Raw genomic sequence first — 18,178 nt, forward strand, 5'->3', positions numbered from 1 at the left:
CGGCGAGGCATCCCCCCGTATCCAATCAGGATCTAAATTACCCCAGAGCCCGGGGCACCGCAATGATCCAAGCGGGTACAACTCGTCTTCGCCGATTTCATGAACCGGAAGCCGCCTGGCCCAAGGTGTCGCGCAGACCGCGCAAGGCAGGATTCATTTCGCGGGTTCGAGCTCTTCCTGCTGCCCCAGGCCAGTGACCCAGGTGCCAAGGAAGCCCATCAGCTCGCTTTCGAGATCGGCGGCGGCCAGACCAATGAACCGACCCTCGAGCGACACGCCAACGATGCCGTGGACGGCCGAGAACAGTGTCCGGGCCCGCGCCAGGAGTTGCGCCCGGTCGAGCGCCGGGCTGAGCAGCACCAAGGGCTCGACCAGATATTGGATAAGGACGGCGTGCTCGGCGAGGTGCCATTCCGGCACCGGCACGCCGGGCGCCATCCGGTGCTCGAACAATGCTGCCCAGAGCCTTCGGTTGTCGCGTGCGAAGCCGACATAGGCCTTTGCCAACGCCTTGAGCTTCTCGCTTGGCTCCACGGCCATGGCCGCTTCCTCGCGCAATGCCTCTCCCAGCCGTGCCAAGGTTTCCGAATTGACGTGAAGAACGAGCTCGTCCAGGTCGGCAAAGGCGGTATAGAGCGCGCCGAGCGCGCAGCCGGCATCGGCGGTAATGTCACGGGCACGCAGCCCGCCCAGCCCCGATGCTTGAATTCGCAGGCGTGCGGCGCTGATCAACCTGCTCCTCAGATCCTCGCGCCTGGCGTCCCGTTTTGCCGTCATTAACCTTCTCGATCCAATTTTCATGAACAACGTTCATTTTTGCCTTGAACGTTGTTCACAGTGTGTTACGCTGCGTTTGTGAACAATGTTCATAGAGGAGAACCAGGAATGTTGAAACAGTTTTTTGCGCTGGTTCGCGGGCGCAGCCATCAGGCCGCGGAAGCGGTGGTCGACCGCAACGCGCTGGTGATCCTGCGCCAGCAGATACGCGACTGCGCCGAAGCCATCGCCGCCGCCCGCCGTGCGGTCGCCATTGCGATTGCCCAGAACGATCAGGAGGTCCAGCAACATAAAAAGCTGGTCGACCGCATTGAGGATCTGGAGAAGCGCACGGTTGCGGCGCTCGAACAGGAACAGAATGAACTTGCACGCGAGGCGGCCGAAACGATCGCCCTGCTAGAGGCCGAGCGCACCGCGTCGGAAGACGCACAGAAAAACTTCGGCACGGAAATCGAGCGGCTGAAGCGGATCGTTCGCGCCTCCGAAATGCGGCTGCGCGACCTGCAGCGCGGCCAGCGCATTGCGGCCGCCGCGGACAAGACGCAGCGGCTGCGTGAAACCGCTCCCGGATCAACTTTGTCGGCGCTCAAGGATGCCGAGGAAACGCTGTCTCGCCTGCGGGCGCGTCAGAAGCAGATCGACGCCGCCGCGGCCGCCATGGCCGAGATGGAGCAGACGGGCGATCCGGCCGCGATGAGCGAGAAACTGGCCGCCGCAGGCTGCGGCGCGCCGCTGAGAAACAGCGCCGATGCCGTGCTCGAACGGCTGGCGAAGAGGGTCTCCAGGCCGGCCTGACTGTATCCGGCCTGAAACAGGCCGACACCTGCCCAACCTACCCCAGAAACGAAAGGACCCTATCGATGACCACCAACAGCTACGCTCCCAAGGATTCCGGCGCCTGGAAAATGTTCACCATGGCCAGTTTCGCCATCGCCGCCAGCATGATGGCGGGCGGCATCTACTTCATGGAGGCAAGTTTTGCCGCAAAAGGGTTTTACGCGATGGCCGCAATCATGCTCGTCCATACGTCCATCACCATCACCAAGACGCTGCGCGACGCCGAGGAGGCAGGCCGCTTCATCAACAGGTTGGAAGATGCCAAGGCCGAGAAGCTCTTGATGGACATCAACCGCAGTAACGAAACGTAACCGGTTCGCGCTACAACAGGGCTCGAACCGCGCAAGCAACCGCCAGTCACTATAACGGTCTTTGCCAAATGGAAATGGCCATGAACAACCATCTGATGACGTCGCGGCGCTTCGCGCCACTTTTCTGGACGCAGTTCCTGTCCGCCTTCAACGACAACTTTCTGAAGAACACGCTGGTATTCCTCATTCTGTACACGCTGGCGGCGGACCAGGCGGCGTCATTGGTGACACTGGCGGGAGCAATCTTCATGGCTCCGTTCCTGCTTCTCTCCGCCCTCGGCGGCGAGATCGCCGACCGGTTCGACAAAGCTTTCGTGGCGCGCAGGCTGAAATTCGTCGAGATCGGCGCCGCACTGCTGGCCGTCATCGGCATCGCGCTCTCGTCCATTCCGGTGCTGCTCACGGCGCTGTTCCTGTTCGGCGTGATCTCGGCGCTGTTCGGGCCAATCAAATACGGCATCCTGCCCGATCATCTCGAACGCAGAGAACTGCCCCGGGCCAACGCATGGATCGAGTCGGCCACCTTCGCCGCAATCCTCGGCGGCACGATCGTCGGCGGCATCGTCTCGGCCGATGGCATTGGCGTTGCGGTGTTCGGCCCGATGATGATGATCCTCGCGGTCGGCTGCTGGCTGGTCAGCCGCTACATCCCGTCGACCGGCTCGGCGGCGCCGGACCTTGCGATCGACACGAACATCCTGCGCTCCACTTGGCGGCTGGTCGGCGAGTTGCGGATGAACCAGCGGATATGGCGGGCGGCGCTGATGGCCTCCTGGTTCTGGCTGGTCGGCGCCATCGTCCTTTCCCTCCTGCCCCCTCTGGTCAAGAATTCGCTCGGCGGCAGCGAGATGGCCGTGACCGCCTATCTCGCCGTATTCGCGGTCGCGGTCGCCGTCGGCTCCGCCATTGCGGCGTGGATGTCGCAGGGGCGGATGGTGCTTCTGCCGGCTCCGGTCGGCACCGCGCTGATGGCCGTGTTCGGACTGGACCTCGCCTGGAGCGTTTGGGGACTGCACAGTTCGGCCCAGGCCGAGACGCTCGGTGCCTTCTTCGCAGGGCAGAACACCATTCGGGTCGCCATCGACCTGGCCGGCCTGGCGATCGCCGGCGCCTTCCTGGTCGTGCCCACCTTCGCGGCCGTGCAGGCCTGGGCGCCGGAGGACCGGCGCGCTCGTATCGTTGCGGCGGTGAACGTCGTCAGCGCCGGCTTCATGACCATCGGCGGCGGCCTCGTTGCGGCCATCCAGGGCGCCGGCGTCTCCATTGCAGGCGTGCTGGCCGGCCTTGCCGCGATCAATGCCGTCGCCGCCTGGCTGATGCTGAAATACCTGCCGACGAATCCTTTCCGCGATTTCGTCTCCATCCTGTTCCGCGCCTTCCATCACCTGGAGGTGGAAGGAATGGAAAACCTCAAGGCGGCCGGCCCGGCGCCCATCCTGGCGCTCAACCATGTCAGCTTTCTCGACGGTCCGCTGGCGCTGACGCTGACCGACGAGGAGCCGGTCTTCGCCATCGACTACACGATCGCACAGGCATGGTGGATGAGGCCGTTCCTGAAGCTTGCCCGCGCCCTGCCGCTCAATCCGGCCAAGCCGATGTCGACCCGCACCCTCATCAAGATCGTGCAGGGCGGCGATCCGCTGGTGATTTTCCCCGAAGGCCGCATCACCGTCACCGGCGGCCTGATGAAAGTCTATGACGGAGCCGCAATGGTCGCCGACAAGACCGGCTCGATGGTGGTGCCGGTGCGCATCGACGGGCTGGAGAAGAGCTACTTCTCGCGGCTGACGTCGCAGCATGTGCGCCGGCGATTGTTCCCGAAGGTCAAGGTGACCATCCTGGAACCGGTGAAGCTCGAAGTTCCGCCGGAGCTGAAGGGCCGCAGGCGTCGCGCCGCGGCCGGTGCTGCGCTCTACCAGGTGATGTCGGATCTCGTCTTCCGCACCCAGGATATCGACCGGACAGTGTTGGAGAAGATCATCCTGGCAGCAAACGACCGCGGCATGAAGCAACTCGCGGTGCAGGACCCGGTCACCGGCTCGCTCAGCTACGGCAAGCTGCTCACCGGTGCCGCCGTGCTCGGCGAAAAGTTCAAGACGCTCTATGCCGACCAGCAGACGCTTGGCGTCATGCTGCCCAACGCCAATGGCTCATGCGCCACGCTGCTCGGTGTCATGTCCGCCGGCAAGGTGCCGGCAATGATCAACTTCACCGCGGGCGCGGCGAACATTCTCTCCGCCTGTAAAGCGGCCGAGGTGCGGACCGTGCTCACCTCCCGCGCCTTCGTCGAACAGGCAAAGCTCGGCGCGGTGGTCGAGGAAATCGGCCGCTCGGTGGAGATCGTCTGGCTCGACGACCTGCGGGCCACGATCGGCCTCAAGGACAAGCTGCTCGGCCTCTTGCGCAAAGGCAAGCCGCGGGTCGCGCGCAGACCCGACGACGCGGCGGCGATCCTGTTCACGTCGGGCTCCGAGGGCACACCCAAGGGCGTCGTGCTCACCCATCGCAACATCCTGGCCAACGCCGCCCAGGCGGCTTCGCGCATCGACTTCCATTCGGGCGACAAGGTCTTCAACGTGCTGCCGATCTTCCACTCCTTCGGCATGACGGCGGGAACGGTGCTGCCGCTGATCTCGGGTGTGCCGGTCTATTTCTACCCGTCGCCGCTGCACTACCGCATCGTGCCGGAACTGATCTACGGCTCGAACGCGACGATCATCTTCGGCACCGACACGTTCCTTTCGGGCTATGCGCGCACGGCGCACCCTTACGACTTCCGTTCGGTGCGCTACTGCTTCGCCGGGGCCGAGCCGGTCAAGGCTGCCACGCGCATGACCTACATGGAGAAGTTCGGCCTGCGCATCCTCGAAGGCTACGGCGTGACCGAAACCGCGCCGGTAATCGCCATCAACACGCCGATGTACAACAAGTCGGGCAGTGTCGGCAAAATCATGCCCGGCATGGAGTATCGCCTGGATCCGGTGCCTGGCGTCGAGGAGGGCGGGCGGCTCCATGTGCGCGGCCCCAATGTCATGGCCGGCTATCTGCGTGCCGAAAAGCCTGGTGTGCTCGAGCCGCTGGAGGACGGCTGGCACGACACCGGCGACGTCGTCACCGTCGACGAGGCGGGCTTCATCACCATTCGCGGCCGCGCCAAGCGCTTCGCCAAGATCGGCGGCGAGATGATCTCGCTGGCGGCCGTCGAGGCGCTCGCCGGCGAATTGTGGAAGGGATCGCTGTCTGCCGTCGCCACGGTCCCGGATCACCGCAAGGGCGAGAAGCTGATCCTTGTCACGGAGGCAACCAACGCGACTCGGGCGGACTTCCTGGCCTTCGCCAAGGCGAACGGAGCCATGGACCTGATGGTGCCGGCCGAAGTGCGCGTCGTGCAGAAAGTGCCGGTCCTCGGCTCCGGCAAGCTCGACTTCGCCGCCGTGACGAAGATGGTGCGCGGCGATGAGGAGACGAAGATCAAGGCGGCTTGATCAGAATCGCGCAGCAGGCCGGCGTCGAAAGTCGGCCTGCTAAATCCGCGAACGGATCGACGCTCCAGGAATTGGAGGTCCTCGCCATGCGGGAGCGATCAGGCCGCTCTCTCCCGCTGCGAGATCAGCATCGCCATCCGCTGAACGGCGCGCAATTCCATCTCCACCCCCGCAGACGCGGCTAATGCGGGCATCTTGAGCAGCACAAGGGTCAATGGGTCGCTTGTCGCCAGAAGAACGTGGGTGGCTTCATATTTCTCGAACAGCCACGTCAGCTGTTCGCGCGTGTCCTGGTCCAGCGGCGAGTCGGGATGCACATCAGCCATCGAGCGCACGGGCGCCTGATTGAGCGCAGCGGCCAGCACCTTCGGATCGAAGTCGCCGAGTTCGCCCGCGGTCAGGATCAGCGCGCCCTCGACGAGGATGTGGTTCTGCAACCCGCGCAGGAAGCGGGCCGAGTCCGTCAGGTCGCCCTCGGCCATGTGCTTGAGCAGGGATTCGCGCCGTTTCTCGGCGCTCAGGCTGACGCTGTCGTTGTAGATGACGGCGAGCAGCGTAGCGGAAAGGACGATCACCACGGCCTGGACGCTGCCGCGCCAGCCGATGTGGTCGATGCCGCCCAGCGCGAGCCCAGCGAAGACCGAACTCAGTGCAATGACGGCGAAAGCCGCGATGGTATCGCGATGGCCGAGGCCCGCCCGCCCGAGGCCGATCGTCAGCCAGCACAGGAACAGGATGGCGATGCCGCCAAGCCGCACCGGCATGTCGACCAGACCCGGCCGGTAGTCGGTGATCATGAACGGGATGATGAGCAGCAACGAAAGCGCCATGCGCTCGACGGTGCGGTTTTCAGCCGAGGACAGGCTGGCTCTGTCGCGCATCACCACGAGCCAGCCGATGGCTACAAAACCGCCGAACTGGAAAAGCAGAAGCAGCGCCATCCGCGATGGCTCGACGAATCGTTCAGGGACTATCGCCAGCAAAAGGAAGAGCACCGCGCCGCCGGCAGCGAAAGACTTAAGGACAAGTGGCGCATGCCTGCGCAGCAAGCCCTCGGTCAACAAAAGCGCCGCCAGCGGCAACAGGCCTGCCGCAACGATGGTGGCGAGCCGAAAAACACCGAGGCCGGTGATCCAATCCAGAATGCGGCAGGCAAGCAGCACCGCCAGGACCCGCAAGCCGAACAGAAAGCGCCTCGACAGCGGCTCGCCGGGGTCTCGCCCGCCAACCACCGAGATCACGATCATCAGGCCGAGGAGCGAAGCCAGCGATGTGATCGTATCGGCGACAAGCTTATCGTCAAACGGCATGCGCCGGTTCCATCAAGCATGGAGATGACGTGGCGCACAGGGTGGCGCGTGAAGTTATCGTGTCCATGGCCGCAAAAGGTTCCATTGGCGGCTGGCGTCGGCCCAGTGAACGACCGGCAGAACGAGCCGCTGGAGGGTTGCGGCGGCGCCCGTCACCGCGAGAGCCGCCAGCGAGCCGCGCCGGACGGTGTTTGCGAGAAAGGCGCGCGCGGCCTGGAAGTTCATCTGCCCGATCTGCAGCACATCGTCGCCGCGGCCATAGTCGAGCTGCTTTTGGCAGAATTCGTTGAAGGCCTCGACCCTATGCTTGGCCGTCTCCTGGAAAGATTTCTTCAGCTCGTCCGATCCGCCGGTGTAGGCGTTGCTGATGACGAAGCGCTCCTCGTCGAAGACAGCGTCCGCTCCGACGCCGAAGACATGGCGGTGGCGGGCCATGATCTGACGTGCCAGCAGGACATGCGTCAGCGAGCGCCGCGCGCCCGAATGCGGGCCGGGAAAGACATTGGAAAAAGCTTCAGCCACCATGCCGACAACGGCGGGAACCTGGGTCACGTTGGAGATCCAGATCGGCCTGAACTGGTTGCGCAGGAACATCAGGAAGCAGGTCAAGCCGTAAAGGATCCAACTCAGGCCGCGGCCGCGCTCATCCGGATCGACCATGACAAGCCCAAGATGGAGAACCTCGTGCGTCTTGCCGGCGAGCGACAGCTCCATCACCGCCAGGGCATTGAATGCTATAGGCCGACCATCGCCGCGCCGATAGACAATGGTAACGATAGACTGTTCGAGCCGCTTGCGGTCACCGGAAAAGACCCCGTAAGTCAGGCTGCCGGCTTTCAGTGTCTTGGACGCGACCAGTCTCAGATCCTCGGTCAGCCGCTCCAACTCGCCGGGCTCCATCCAGCGTCCCGGCCGCTCCACCACCCGCGTGTCGTAGTCCTGGGAGGCGCGCATGCGCACATCCATGAACCGACCCGGCAGCAGCTGCAGCACCGCACTGAGCAAGATTGTCATTTCTCCTGGCTTGGACGCCAGCCGTAGAATGGCGGCGTCCGGCTAAGACACGGTAAAGGGAGAAATGTCGATACTTGCTGGTCTCCAGGTGCGGCGTGTCACGCCGCGTGTGCGAGCAACTGATGCCCCGTGCGTTCGAATGCGATGCTGCTGCGCCGAGCGCGAACTTTCGCAGCGCAAACCACGGCGAACGCTATGAAGAAGATGATGCCCGGATCGGCGCTGCCGGCTGACACAGAGATGGCAACGATGCTGGCAAGGGCAGCGTTCCTGACGCTGAGGACGACGGCATCCGTTTCCGGGTCCAGCCACTGACGCTCTCGACCAACTCCGCGGACAAGGACGCCGACCAGGATGGCCATCATCATCGAGCCGAACAGGCCGAGCTGGGACAGGACCGCGATCGGCCAGCTCGACGCGCGCGAACTGCCGAAGCCGATGCCGAGACCGCTGGTGTCCAGGAAGGACTGCAAGCTCTTGACGTTCCAGTAGGCACGCTCCTCGCCGGAGGCGGAATTCGCCTTGTTGATGATTGTCGAGTTGATCAGCCTGATGATGGGATCCAGCGCCCCGGCATTGTAGAGGCTGATGCCGAGCACGGCGACTGTGCCCAGGGCCATGATAGCGATGATCAGTATCTCCTCGCGCTCGACCTTTCCCCTGAGGACCGAGGTCATCATTGATATGGCGACCGGGATGCAGAGGATCGTCAGGCCGACATAGGCGGTCGAGGAGGTCGACAGAATGGTCAGAAAGAGCAGTATCCCTGCCAGCCATTGCGCAAGGTGCGATTTGGTCTTCCTCCAATAGGTGTAGGAGAAGGCCAGACAGGCGAGCGACGCGCCGGCAAAGGAAGAGGCCTCCGAAAAGGCTCCATTGATCCGAACGAAACCTGCCTCGATCGCACCCGTCATGATCTGGTAGCTGGCCGTTCTGATCGGAGCCAGCAAATCTCCAGCGCCCGAGTTCTTGCCGACAAAATCGATGAGCCCCATGCCCGCATGCAGCCCGCACCACAGGAAAAATCCCCGGCGTATCTGGTCGATCCTGTTGGAGTGGAGCAGCAGCGTGCAAAGCGCGATGGCGGTGAGCCCGCCCAGAATGAAATAGCCTGTCTGCGAAATATTGCCTGAGACCGGGGCCAAAGCGGCTTCGACAACCCCGCCTCGCGTCTTCGCCTGGACGAAGACGACTGTTTGCCCGGCGAAGAATCTTGGGAACAACCATGAACCGACAATCGCGTAAGCCATGAGGCTGGCGAGAATCCAGATCGGGCGAATGCTCCCCAACACGCTTCCAAGCTCAAACCAGATGTGGCGCCTCGCGGTAACGGCTGTCACGAGCAGCGCCGCAAACAAAGTGTAGATGAGCGGAGTGGATCCACCGACCGACGTCAGGGTCATCGCGGACGTCGCCCCAAACGCCAGGGATGCCAGAAGGCCGACGATCAACATGCCGCGGGAATAGTAGGCGACGATCAAGACAACGGCGCACACTGCCAGTCCCGGAATCGAGAACAGCATGCCGCCCGGCCTTTCTCGCATGCCTCGCGTGTTGGACGTCCGTCAGCCGACAGACAGTATTCTTCACAATGCATAGTTCGGCAGCCGAGAGTCCCGAACAAGGGGACCAAAGGGCGTAGTCGGACATCCCACAGCGGTAGGATGACGGCAGATACGCCTTCTGACTGAATGGGTGCAGGGCCGGCCTGGCGGTACGCATTAAAGCTTAAGCGGGGGCGAATGTCCTGCAGACCTCGGCACAATGTAAGCTGGCTTCCGGCTCGGATCGGGTCATCCGGGCGCTGGGTGCTAAGTGATGCTTGCCAAAAGTTGCGATGTGCCGGCCAACCAAACCGGGCGCGCCCTGTCGACGCACTCCGGTGTTTTGCGATGACGGCTGTCGTGGCGCAGCATTGCGGGCTGATGCCCTTCGGCTGGACAGGCGTCTGGCTGTTTTTCGTGGTCTCCGGCTTCGTGGTCACGCTGTCGGTCATTGAAAGGCTCGCGAACCGCCCCCCGATGGAGGTGGCCCTCGCCGCCACGGGCGACCGGTTCTTGTCCTGGCATCTGAGACCACCCTTGTTTCACCGCATCGGGGAGATATCTTACGGGGCCTACATCTTCCATGCCTTGGCAATCAACGCGGCATCCTTCATTCTCGGCCATATCAGCGTGCTGCCAGCACGCTCGTTAGCCGAAAGGCTCGTGTTCTTTGCGCTCTCCTACACGACAACGGTCACGATAGCGCATTTGTCATTCTGGCATTTCGAAAGGCGGTTCGCCGGCGGCCGCAAGCATCGACCGGCAGACAACGGGTTGCTCGGCGTTCCGACGCGAGAAGGAGAAGCGGCATGACCAGGCATCCGGCTGTGCTTGGACTATTGGGAGCCAAAGAGGTCAAGCGGCTGAAAGAAGTGTATGACCGGGCCCGGGCCGTGCAAGCCAAGTATTCGGAGTCGCACGCTGCCAACAGGGCCGCAAAGAGGCTGATCGACGCCTTCGAAGCTGCGAGCCAGCCCGATGGGACGGCTACCGAAATGAGATGGCTGAGCGAAACCACTCCCAAAGGAAACGCCTGAGCATGCGGTTGTCAGTCACGCGAAACGGTACGTTCATCGTTGCGGGCAGCCAGCGCGCCGTGGCCTGATTGCCCGGCGCGGTATCAGACAAAAGCAGTGACCGGCGAAAGCGGCATGCATCTGGCTTTCGAGGAGCAACTATTGTAGGTTGTGCCGGGATTGACAAACTCGCGGGTCTCCATGCAGGCACTGTCGCAGTTCATGCATTCGCGTCCCGCGGAGGGGACATCGTCGAAAATCGAATGGTCCAACAACGATTTTCCCGGCACGACCACGAGAGTCTATAAGCCGCATTCGATCCTGTGCCGCCAAGACGACGACAACGACACGATTTTCATCGTAAAATCGGGTTGGGCCTTGCTTTATCGCGGGCTGCCTGACGGCGACCGGCAGATCATCGACACCCCTCTCTGGGGCGACATTGTCGGTTTCCGTTCCGTAGACGGACCTCGGTTCGCATCGCTGGCATCCGTATCAGAACTTACTGTCTACGAAATTCCAAGGAAGGCGCTGGTCGAAGGCATGTTGTCGAAGGGCAGTCTCGGCAGCAAGATCGCCCACGCATTGGCGCGGCTGAACGCCATTTTTGCCGAGCACGTGGTGAATGTCGGGCGGCGCAACGCAATGAGCCGGACCGCCCACTTCCTACTCGAGTTGGAGGAAAGGCTCTCCAATGTCGGCTTGTCCTCTCAGGGAAAATACGACTGTCCACTCACTCAAAACGAACTGGCAGACATCCTGGGAATGACCCCCGTTCACGTCAATCGGACATTGAGGGAACTGCGCAACGCCGATCTCGTCTCCTTCAAGGGCGGCCATGTAGAGATGCTCAACCGCAAGAACTTGGTCAAATTGGCCAGCTTCGAAAGAGAATACCTTAGCTAGTTTCCTTTGGGCTTTTGGGTCCAGTTCAGCCACGCCTTTTCCGGTCATTGGAAATTTACCAAAAATTAACCTAGGTTAGCGATCGCTAATAAATTTGCTCTAAACTGGCTTTGGCCGTTCTTTGTGTGGGGTACCGAGGAGCGGCTACGGACGTCAGGCTGAGACAGTGTAGTCTGAAGCCCGTTTGGGATTGGGGATCACTTTTCCAAAATCTAGCAAGCAAGGGGTACGCCGGCCGCCGGAAGCGGCTTGAATGCAAAAGGGTGGGTAGTATGAGTTCAACAGCAGGACTGCTTAAGTACACTTCAGACAACCAGCCAAGAGTTCCCGGTAACGGAACAGAACATGCTCACAAGGAATGCCTCCTAATATTGGATGGAAGGGCCCTCGACCGAGAATGCCTCGCATCGGCCCTTGTGGATCACGAGCTCGGCATGGCGGTCGCCGCCATGGGTTCCATCGAAGAATGGCGCATGAAGAAGGGTTCGGCCCCTCCCCTGGTGGCCATTCTCTTCAATCTCGGCGGCCGGAAGGTCACCGACCATGCCACGGCAGACGAGATCAGGCGCATATCGTCTGAGTTCAAATCCGTCCCCGTGGTCGTCCTCGCCGACAACGAGGACCTCGCGCAGATACTGGCAGCTCTCGAGTGTGGCGCACGAGGTTACATTCCAACCTCGGTCGGCATCGATGTCTGCGTCGAGGCGATCAATCTTGCGGCAGCCGGAGGCATATTCGTCCCGGCGAGCAGTGTTCTGTCGATGCGGCATCTGATCGACTCAGGCAGCCGCGAAACGCAGCCTTTGTCGCGAATGTTCACCTTGAGGCAAACCGAGGTCGCCCAGGCGCTCCGGCGCGGCAAGGCGAACAAGATCATCGCCTACGAGCTGAACTTGCGCGAAAGCACTGTGAAGGTACATATCCGAAACATCATGAAGAAGCTGAAGGCGACCAACCGCACTGAAGTTGCCTACAAGGTCAACGATCTCTTCTCCGAAGGAGCTTCGATAGAAGAGCGGCCTTAGGCGCGTCGCGCTTTAGTCTTTTGTTGATCCATCTCTTGCCCCAGAACCGCTGGACGCTTCTGGGGTACATGGATCAAGAATAGCCCACCAGAGGTGGGCTGCCCTCGATTGCCTATCTTCAGGTAGGGATCCAGACCTCCGCTGCGTTGCCGGCAGCGGAGGCCGCTCGGAGTTGCCGGCAAGGCCTGTGCTTGCAGCCAAGCAGTCGGCGCCAGCGTATCCGCCATAAGTGCTAACCGATGACCTTATGGAGAACGCGAAATCCTGGGCCGAACTTGTAGACTTGCTGACTGAGTGGAGTTTCTCCTCATGTCTGAGCAAGGCTTTCGTTTTCAACGATCCGTCCGCCTGCAGGAACGTGGTCGCCGACTGATCCCGGGCGGCTGCCACACCTATGCAAAGGGCGAGGACCAATATCCCGTCCTCGCGCCGGGTTTCATCGAGCGCGGTTTGGGTTGCCATGTCTGGGACGTCGACGGCAACGAGTACATCGAATACGGCATGGGCAACCGTTCCGTCGGATTGGGACACGCCTACCCGAGCGTGCTCAGGGCGGCAGAGAAGGCGATCCGCGGGGGTTGCAATTTCACGCGACCAGCCAGGATCGAGGTCGACTGCGCCGAGACATTCCTGGAGCTGATCGGCGCCCAGATGGTAAAGTTCTGCAAGGACGGGTCGGACGCAACGTCGGGGGCCGTCCGGCTTGCGCGTGCCTATACGGGACGCGATCTTGTCGCCTGCTGCGCGGACCATCCCTTCTTTTCGACGGACGACTGGTTCATCGGGACCACGCCGATGAATGCAGGGATTCCAGAGGCGGTCCGAAATCTTACCGTCACCTTCCGCTACAACGACGTCGCCAGCGTCAAGGAGCTTTTCGACCGCTACCCAGGCAGGCTGGCGGCTCTGATCATGGAGCCTTCCCGCGGCGACGATCCGACAGACGGGTTCCTGCACAAGGTCCAGCGGCTGTGCAGGGACAACGGCGCGCTGCTCATCCTCGACGAGATGATCACCGGCTTCAGGTGGCATGCGGGCGGGGCGCAGAAACTTTATGGAATCGAGCCGGACTTGTCGACGTTCGGCAAAGCGCTCGGCAACGGGTTTTCAGTCTCCGCCCTCGCGGGCAAACGCGAGTACATGCGTCTCGGCGGGCTGGAGCATACGGACCGCCCGAGAGTCTTCCTGCTGTCGACCACGCATGGCGCGGAGACGCATGCGCTCGCCGCGGCGATCGCGACCATGCGGGTCTATCAGAACGAACCGGTGATCGAGCACCTGTATAATCAGGGAACGAAACTGAGGGACGGTATCGAGGAGGCGGCCAGGCGCCATGGAGTGGATCGGCATTTCAAGGTCGTCGGCCGACCCTGCTGCCTGGCATTTGCCACGCTCGACCTGGACGGCAAGCCGTCGCAGGCATATCGCTCGCTGTTCCTGCAGGAGACGATCAGGCGTGGGGTGCTCATGCCGTCTCTGGTCGTCAGCTACACGCACGACAATGCTGCGGTCATGAAGACCATAGAGGCCGTCGATGGCGCGCTGGCGGTCTATGCGCAGGCCCTGGAATCGGGAGCCAGCCGCTTCCTGGTTGGTCGACCCTCACAGGTCGTTTTCCGCCGCTACAACAGCGGAGACGAACGGGCCGAAGTCAGCGCAGCTCAAGAGACTCCGCAAGCCGCAATCATTGGAACCAAGGGGCAATCGGCAAGCCAGCTCATAGCGACGTCTTGACGGCCCGGAAGCCTAACCTCTGCATACTTTTGCGCGACATGCAGTATGGCGAAAACCCCGCGCGGCGAGGAACATGACCGGCGGCAGGAGTTGGCCGGGAGCTTGTTTAAAACGCAACCGAATCCGCCAATGAATCTGCCAAGTGAGCAGGATCAGGGAAAGTGTGTCGGCCTACCCAAGTCACGGCTTCCTCGATCGTATCGAAATTCCTGTGCTGCCCGCTCAGCAGGCCGAACCCCGTCTCGAGGAACCATTTGCCCTTTGTCGAATAGGCTTCCTCATCGATCCGGGTAAGGATTGCAACCAATTGGTTGAACCTCCAGACCAAAATACCAGCTTCCCCGCCCTGGACCGTGCCAATGCGTGCTTCGTTGAGCGAAAATCCAGGAGCAAGTGCGTTGCGCACCTTAGTAAGTCCCCCCAACTTCACAGCACGTTAAGATCGTGCCTTAGCTTGAATCGCTTTTTTAGCCTGTCTTTCCTGCGAAGGTCTGTTTCGCCGGACGACGGCAGGCAGCTTGGTAGCAGATCGACCGGGACGTTCAAGCCCTTCACTGCCGATTCGCGGCTGATTGCCTTCTGCAGGTCCCCTAAAGAATCTTGGCTTTGCGAAGCGTGAACGCCTCGGCGAAATGCTCGGGCGCCCGGCATTCCATTCCGCGCAATCTTGCAAGCCCGACGAAGGTGTCACGGTCGAACCAGTCCTTGGAGCGCTGCGTCCCGAAGTGCTCATGCAGCAGGTCGATCTTGCGTTCCAGCACATCGGCCGCAAGCGGCACATAGGCATTCGGCTGGCCGAGATCGCCGTCCCACTTCGGGATCTCGTATTCGAGCACCAGATGATCGCGGAAGACGTTCCAGGTCAGTTGATTGACCTCCCTATGATCCTGATGGGCATCGTACCTGGCGTGAGTGAACACCACGTCGGGAGCAGTGCGCGACCTTACATCGATCAGCCAATGCTTTATCGATCGACTGTGGGCGGGAAAGAAACTGTCTTCAAAATCCGCCACCTCGACGTTGGATGAGTTCGCGCCTTGGAGGAAGGCTTCCGCCGACGCCCTGGCTTCGGCCGATCGCTGGCCGCCGGCGCTCAATACGCACCAGTGGACGTTCAGTTTGGTTCCCGAAGCGATCAGGCTCAGGATCGTTCCTCCCGCGCCGATCTCGATATCGTCGGAATGGGCCCCCAGACAGAGGATGGAGAGGTCCTCCCCGCGACGTGCGAGGCCAAGTCCCTTCATGATGCAGCCATCACCATGCTGCGTCTAACTTTCTCGGCGGTGATCTTCCTATTCCAGGGCATGTCGCCCTTTTCGACCATGTCTTCCAGCGATTGCCAGTCGCGCAACGTATCCATGGAACGCCAGAACCCCTCATGCTTGTATGCCATCAGCATATTGTCGTCGATCAGTCGCCTGAAAGGTTCGATAACGAGTTCCTCGCCGTCCCGCATGTAGTCGAAGATTTCGGGCCGGAACACGAAATAGCCGCCGTTGATCCAGATCTCCGAGGTCTCGGTCGTGCGAAACTCACGCACGCGGCCGTCTTCGGCAATGTCGGCCAGGTGATATGTGAGCGGCGCGCGCACAGCGAGGAAGCAACCGATCTTGCCGCTGGCCTCGAACTTCGCGATCACGTCGTCGAGGTCGACATTGGTGAGGCCGTCGGAGTAGTTGGCCAGAAACATCTTCTCGTTCCTGACATGGTCCTTCGCCGCCCACAGACGCTCGCCTATGTTGCGCCAGATGCCCGTATCGAGCAGCGTGATGCTCCAATCCTTGACCGTGTCGCCGAGCAGCTTCACGTCCTGGCCGCCATGCGTGACAACGCAATCGGAGAAGGTCTGCGGCCGGGTGTTGAGGAAGAAGTCCTTGATGACATTGGCCTTGTAGCCCAGGCACAAGACGAATTCGTCATGCCCGTAGTCGCTGTACCACTGCATGACGTGACGCAGGATCGGCTGATGGCCGAGCGGAATCATCGGCTTCGGTATGGCGTCTGAATAGTCACGTATGCGCGTGCCGCGGCCGCCGCAGAAAAGGACGACTTTCATCTCTATAGCTCCGATGGATCGATCACTGCCACGAAAGGAATTGGCACCACGAATTTCGCGCCCCAGGCGGCGACGTGATGCATCTGGTGGATAATCTCGTCCTTCAAGTTCCACGGCAGGATCAGGATGTAGTCCGGCTTCGCGTGGTCTATCGCGTCTACCGGTCTGATCGGGATGTGCATGCCCGGCGTGAAGCGACCGTGCTTGTAGGGATTTCGATCGACGGTGAAGTCGAGGAAGTCGGGGCCGATCGCGCAGTAGTTGAGCAAGGTGTTGCCCTTGCCGGGCGCGCCATAGCCGCAGATCTTCTTGCCCTCGTTCTTGGCGGAGATCAGAAACGCCAGCAGGTCGCGCTTCGCGCGCTGGGCCTTGTCGCCGAAAGAGGCGTAGGTCGCCATTTCCGTCAGCCCGTGCCTGTTTTCGCGCTCGAGCAGTTTGGCGACGCGGTCATTCACTGGCCAGTTGCTGTCCTCGTTGGCGAGATAGACCCGAAGCGAGCCGCCATGGGTTGACAGTTCCTCGACATCGATCAGCCGCAGCCCGTGGCGGGCGGCCATCAAGTCGATGGTCAGCAAGGAGAAGTATGAAAAGTGCTCGTGGTAGATGGTGTCGAACTGGTTTTCGGCCATCAACCGCTCGATGTGCGGGAACTCGAGCGTGACCACGCCTTGCGGCTTGAGCAGGATCTTCATTCCCGCGACGAAGTCGTTGAGGTCGGGCACCTGCGCCAGGACGTTGTTGCCGATGATGAGATCGGCGCGGAGGCCTTCGGCCACCATCTGAAGGGCCAGGCGGACGCCAAAGAAATCGACCCTGGTCGGCACGCCCTTCTCGAGAGCGGCACGTGCAACATTGGCTGCCGGCTCGACGCCAAGCACCGGAACACCGAGCGGCAGGAAATGCTGGAGAAGATAGCCATCGTTGCTGGCGAGTTCCACCGCGAGACTGTCGGCGCCGAGTCCAAGCCGCTTCGTGATCGCCTCGCAATAGGTTTTCGCGTGGGCGACCCAGCTTGTCGAGAAGGAAGAAAAGTAGGCGTATTCGCTGAAGATGGTCTCGGGGCTCATATACTCCTTGAGTTGCACCAGATAGCAGGTATCGCATACCAGGACATTGAGCGGATAATAGAGTTCCACCTGGTCCAGTTGGTCGGCTCGCAGGAAGCTCTCGCACGGCGGCGACATGCCAAGATCGACCAGCGTGTGGCGCAGGCGGGACCCGCAGAGCCTGCAGCCGACAGGCCGGCGTGCCGTGTTGTGATCGCGAACGACTTCGACAGCCTGAATGTTCATCCCCGCTCCTGCCCGACTGATTTGAAAAAGGGGACGCAGTAGCCTTACGACGAACCTGCTGCCCGCTGCGCCCCGGAGATAGATGAAGCAACTTAGAATGGAGCGGACCCGGGTTCGATTTGCCAATCTGTCGGGTGCCTTAATCCTTACGGGGAAACGACAAGGACGGCGATCGCGCCAGGACCTCCGAATGGGTAGGCAGGTCAGTAGTGCCTACCGCAATCGGAGAAGTCTCTAACGCTTAGGTAGCTCTTTCGGCCCCGGCGGGCGGTGCAAACAATCGGGCCGCCGGTTCCCATTTGGCCAGCGTTGGGCGAACGTCGACATGCGATTCACAGAAACGAAGCTTAAGGGCGTCTGGCTGATAGAACCGACGCGGGTAATCGACGACCGCGGTTCATTTACTCGCCTTTTCTGCGAAAAGGAGATGGCCGATTGCGGGCTGGCGACACGTTTTGTCCAGCACAGCCGGTCGCATTCGGTCAAAAGAGGAACGCTGCGGGGATTGCACTATCAAGAGGAGCCGTACGCCGAGGTCAAGCTCGTCTCCTGCGTCCGCGGCGCCATCTTCGATGTGGTGGTGGACTTGCGCCCGAATTCGCCGACACGCCACCAGTGGCTGGGCTTCGAACTGACGCCCGAAAACATGAAACAGGTCTACATCCCCGCCGGGCTTGCGCACGGGTTCCAGACGCTCACGAGCGACGCCGAGGTATCCTACCTGATATCGCAATTCTATACGCCACACGCATCGACGGGCCTGCGCTACAACGATCCCGTCTTTTCGATAAATTGGCCTTTGATGCCGACCGCGATGTCGGAAAGGGACGTCAACTGGCCGCTGCTGAAGAAGCTGGCTTCCTAAAGCGCC

The 18,178-nt window shown here is 61.4% G+C and carries 17 protein-coding genes; 9 read left to right on the top strand and 8 right to left on the bottom strand.

Annotated features, from left to right (window positions below):
- Positions 1-153: 153 nt before the first annotated feature.
- Complete coding sequence (locus EN818_RS26200) at positions 154-777, bottom strand: TetR/AcrR family transcriptional regulator (RefSeq protein ID WP_189523846.1); 624 nt, start codon at positions 775-777, stop codon at positions 154-156.
- 108 nt (positions 778-885) lie between these two features.
- Here EN818_RS26200 and EN818_RS26205 point away from each other — a divergent pair, with 108 nt between their 5' ends.
- The 3 genes from EN818_RS26205 to EN818_RS26215 all read left to right on the top strand — a co-directional run bounded on the left by EN818_RS26205 (position 886) and on the right by EN818_RS26215 (position 5,410).
- A complete protein-coding gene (locus EN818_RS26205) occupies positions 886-1,572 on the top strand; it encodes a PspA/IM30 family protein (protein WP_135905876.1) in 687 nt (228 codons plus the stop codon).
- A 65-nt stretch (positions 1,573-1,637) separates the two neighbouring features.
- Entirely contained in the window at positions 1,638-1,925 is a 288-nt protein-coding gene (locus EN818_RS26210) for a YiaA/YiaB family inner membrane protein (protein WP_095808026.1), read from the top strand.
- Positions 1,926-2,005: 80 nt separating this feature from the next.
- Positions 2,006-5,410: an acyl-[ACP]--phospholipid O-acyltransferase gene (locus EN818_RS26215; RefSeq protein WP_135905878.1), complete on the top strand. Its 3,405-nt coding sequence runs from the start codon at positions 2,006-2,008 to the stop codon at positions 5,408-5,410.
- Positions 5,411-5,508: 98 nt separating this feature from the next.
- Here EN818_RS26215 and EN818_RS26220 read toward each other — a convergent pair whose 3' ends face one another.
- The 3 genes from EN818_RS26220 to EN818_RS26230 all read right to left on the bottom strand — a co-directional run bounded on the left by EN818_RS26220 (position 5,509) and on the right by EN818_RS26230 (position 9,257).
- A complete protein-coding gene (locus EN818_RS26220) occupies positions 5,509-6,720 on the bottom strand; it encodes a hypothetical protein (RefSeq protein ID WP_135905880.1) in 1,212 nt (403 codons plus the stop codon).
- 54 nt (positions 6,721-6,774) lie between these two features.
- Positions 6,775-7,734: a hypothetical protein gene (locus tag EN818_RS26225; RefSeq protein ID WP_135905882.1), complete on the bottom strand. Its 960-nt coding sequence runs from the start codon at positions 7,732-7,734 to the stop codon at positions 6,775-6,777.
- A gap of 98 nt (positions 7,735-7,832) precedes the next feature.
- Positions 7,833-9,257, bottom strand: a complete 1,425-nt coding sequence (locus EN818_RS26230; RefSeq protein WP_135905884.1) for a hypothetical protein — start codon at positions 9,255-9,257, stop codon at positions 7,833-7,835.
- Positions 9,258-9,626: 369 nt separating this feature from the next.
- Here EN818_RS26230 and EN818_RS26235 point away from each other — a divergent pair, with 369 nt between their 5' ends.
- The 5 genes from EN818_RS26235 (at position 9,627) to EN818_RS26255 (ending at position 13,959) form a co-directional block, all read left to right on the top strand.
- Positions 9,627-10,091 (top strand): hypothetical protein, encoded by a 465-nt coding sequence (locus tag EN818_RS26235; RefSeq protein ID WP_135905886.1) that lies wholly within the window; start codon positions 9,627-9,629, stop codon positions 10,089-10,091.
- Positions 10,088-10,315, top strand: coding sequence for a hypothetical protein (locus EN818_RS26240; protein ID WP_135905888.1), 228 nt, complete (start codon positions 10,088-10,090; stop codon positions 10,313-10,315). The genes EN818_RS26235 and EN818_RS26240 overlap by 4 nt, the downstream gene beginning before the upstream one ends.
- 180 nt (positions 10,316-10,495) lie before the next feature.
- On the top strand, positions 10,496-11,200 hold the full coding sequence (locus tag EN818_RS26245) for a Crp/Fnr family transcriptional regulator (RefSeq protein ID WP_095808021.1): 705 nt from the start codon (positions 10,496-10,498) through the stop codon (positions 11,198-11,200).
- Between the two features lie 263 nt (positions 11,201-11,463).
- Complete coding sequence (locus tag EN818_RS26250) at positions 11,464-12,225, top strand: response regulator transcription factor (RefSeq protein WP_245518878.1); 762 nt, start codon at positions 11,464-11,466, stop codon at positions 12,223-12,225.
- A gap of 309 nt (positions 12,226-12,534) precedes the next feature.
- A complete protein-coding gene (locus tag EN818_RS26255; protein ID WP_135905890.1) occupies positions 12,535-13,959 on the top strand; it encodes a glutamate-1-semialdehyde 2,1-aminomutase in 1,425 nt (474 codons plus the stop codon).
- A 106-nt stretch (positions 13,960-14,065) separates the two neighbouring features.
- On the opposite strand, the gene EN818_RS26260 is transcribed toward EN818_RS26255, so the two are convergent.
- From EN818_RS26260 to EN818_RS26275, 4 genes are all read right to left on the bottom strand, one after another.
- Positions 14,066-14,365, bottom strand: a complete 300-nt coding sequence (locus EN818_RS26260) for a hypothetical protein (protein ID WP_135905892.1) — start codon at positions 14,363-14,365, stop codon at positions 14,066-14,068.
- A 184-nt stretch (positions 14,366-14,549) separates the two neighbouring features.
- Positions 14,550-15,203, bottom strand: coding sequence for a PIG-L deacetylase family protein (locus tag EN818_RS26265; protein ID WP_135905894.1), 654 nt, complete (start codon positions 15,201-15,203; stop codon positions 14,550-14,552).
- Positions 15,200-16,015, bottom strand: coding sequence for a sugar phosphate nucleotidyltransferase (locus EN818_RS26270; protein WP_095808015.1), 816 nt, complete (start codon positions 16,013-16,015; stop codon positions 15,200-15,202). Before EN818_RS26270 ends, EN818_RS26265 begins: the two co-directional genes overlap by 4 nt.
- A gap of 2 nt (positions 16,016-16,017) precedes the next feature.
- Positions 16,018-17,307, bottom strand: a complete 1,290-nt coding sequence (locus tag EN818_RS26275; protein WP_135905896.1) for a class I SAM-dependent methyltransferase — start codon at positions 17,305-17,307, stop codon at positions 16,018-16,020.
- Between the two features lie 325 nt (positions 17,308-17,632).
- Here EN818_RS26275 and rfbC point away from each other — a divergent pair, with 325 nt between their 5' ends.
- The gene (gene rfbC, locus EN818_RS26280) at positions 17,633-18,172 is read left to right on the top strand and encodes a dTDP-4-dehydrorhamnose 3,5-epimerase (RefSeq protein WP_135905898.1); all 540 of its coding nucleotides are present in this window, start codon (positions 17,633-17,635) and stop codon (positions 18,170-18,172) included.
- The last annotated feature ends 6 nt before the right edge of the window (positions 18,173-18,178 follow it).

The organism is Mesorhizobium sp. M3A.F.Ca.ET.175.01.1.1 (assembly GCF_004791945.1).
Lineage (GTDB): Bacteria > Pseudomonadota > Alphaproteobacteria > Rhizobiales > Rhizobiaceae > Mesorhizobium.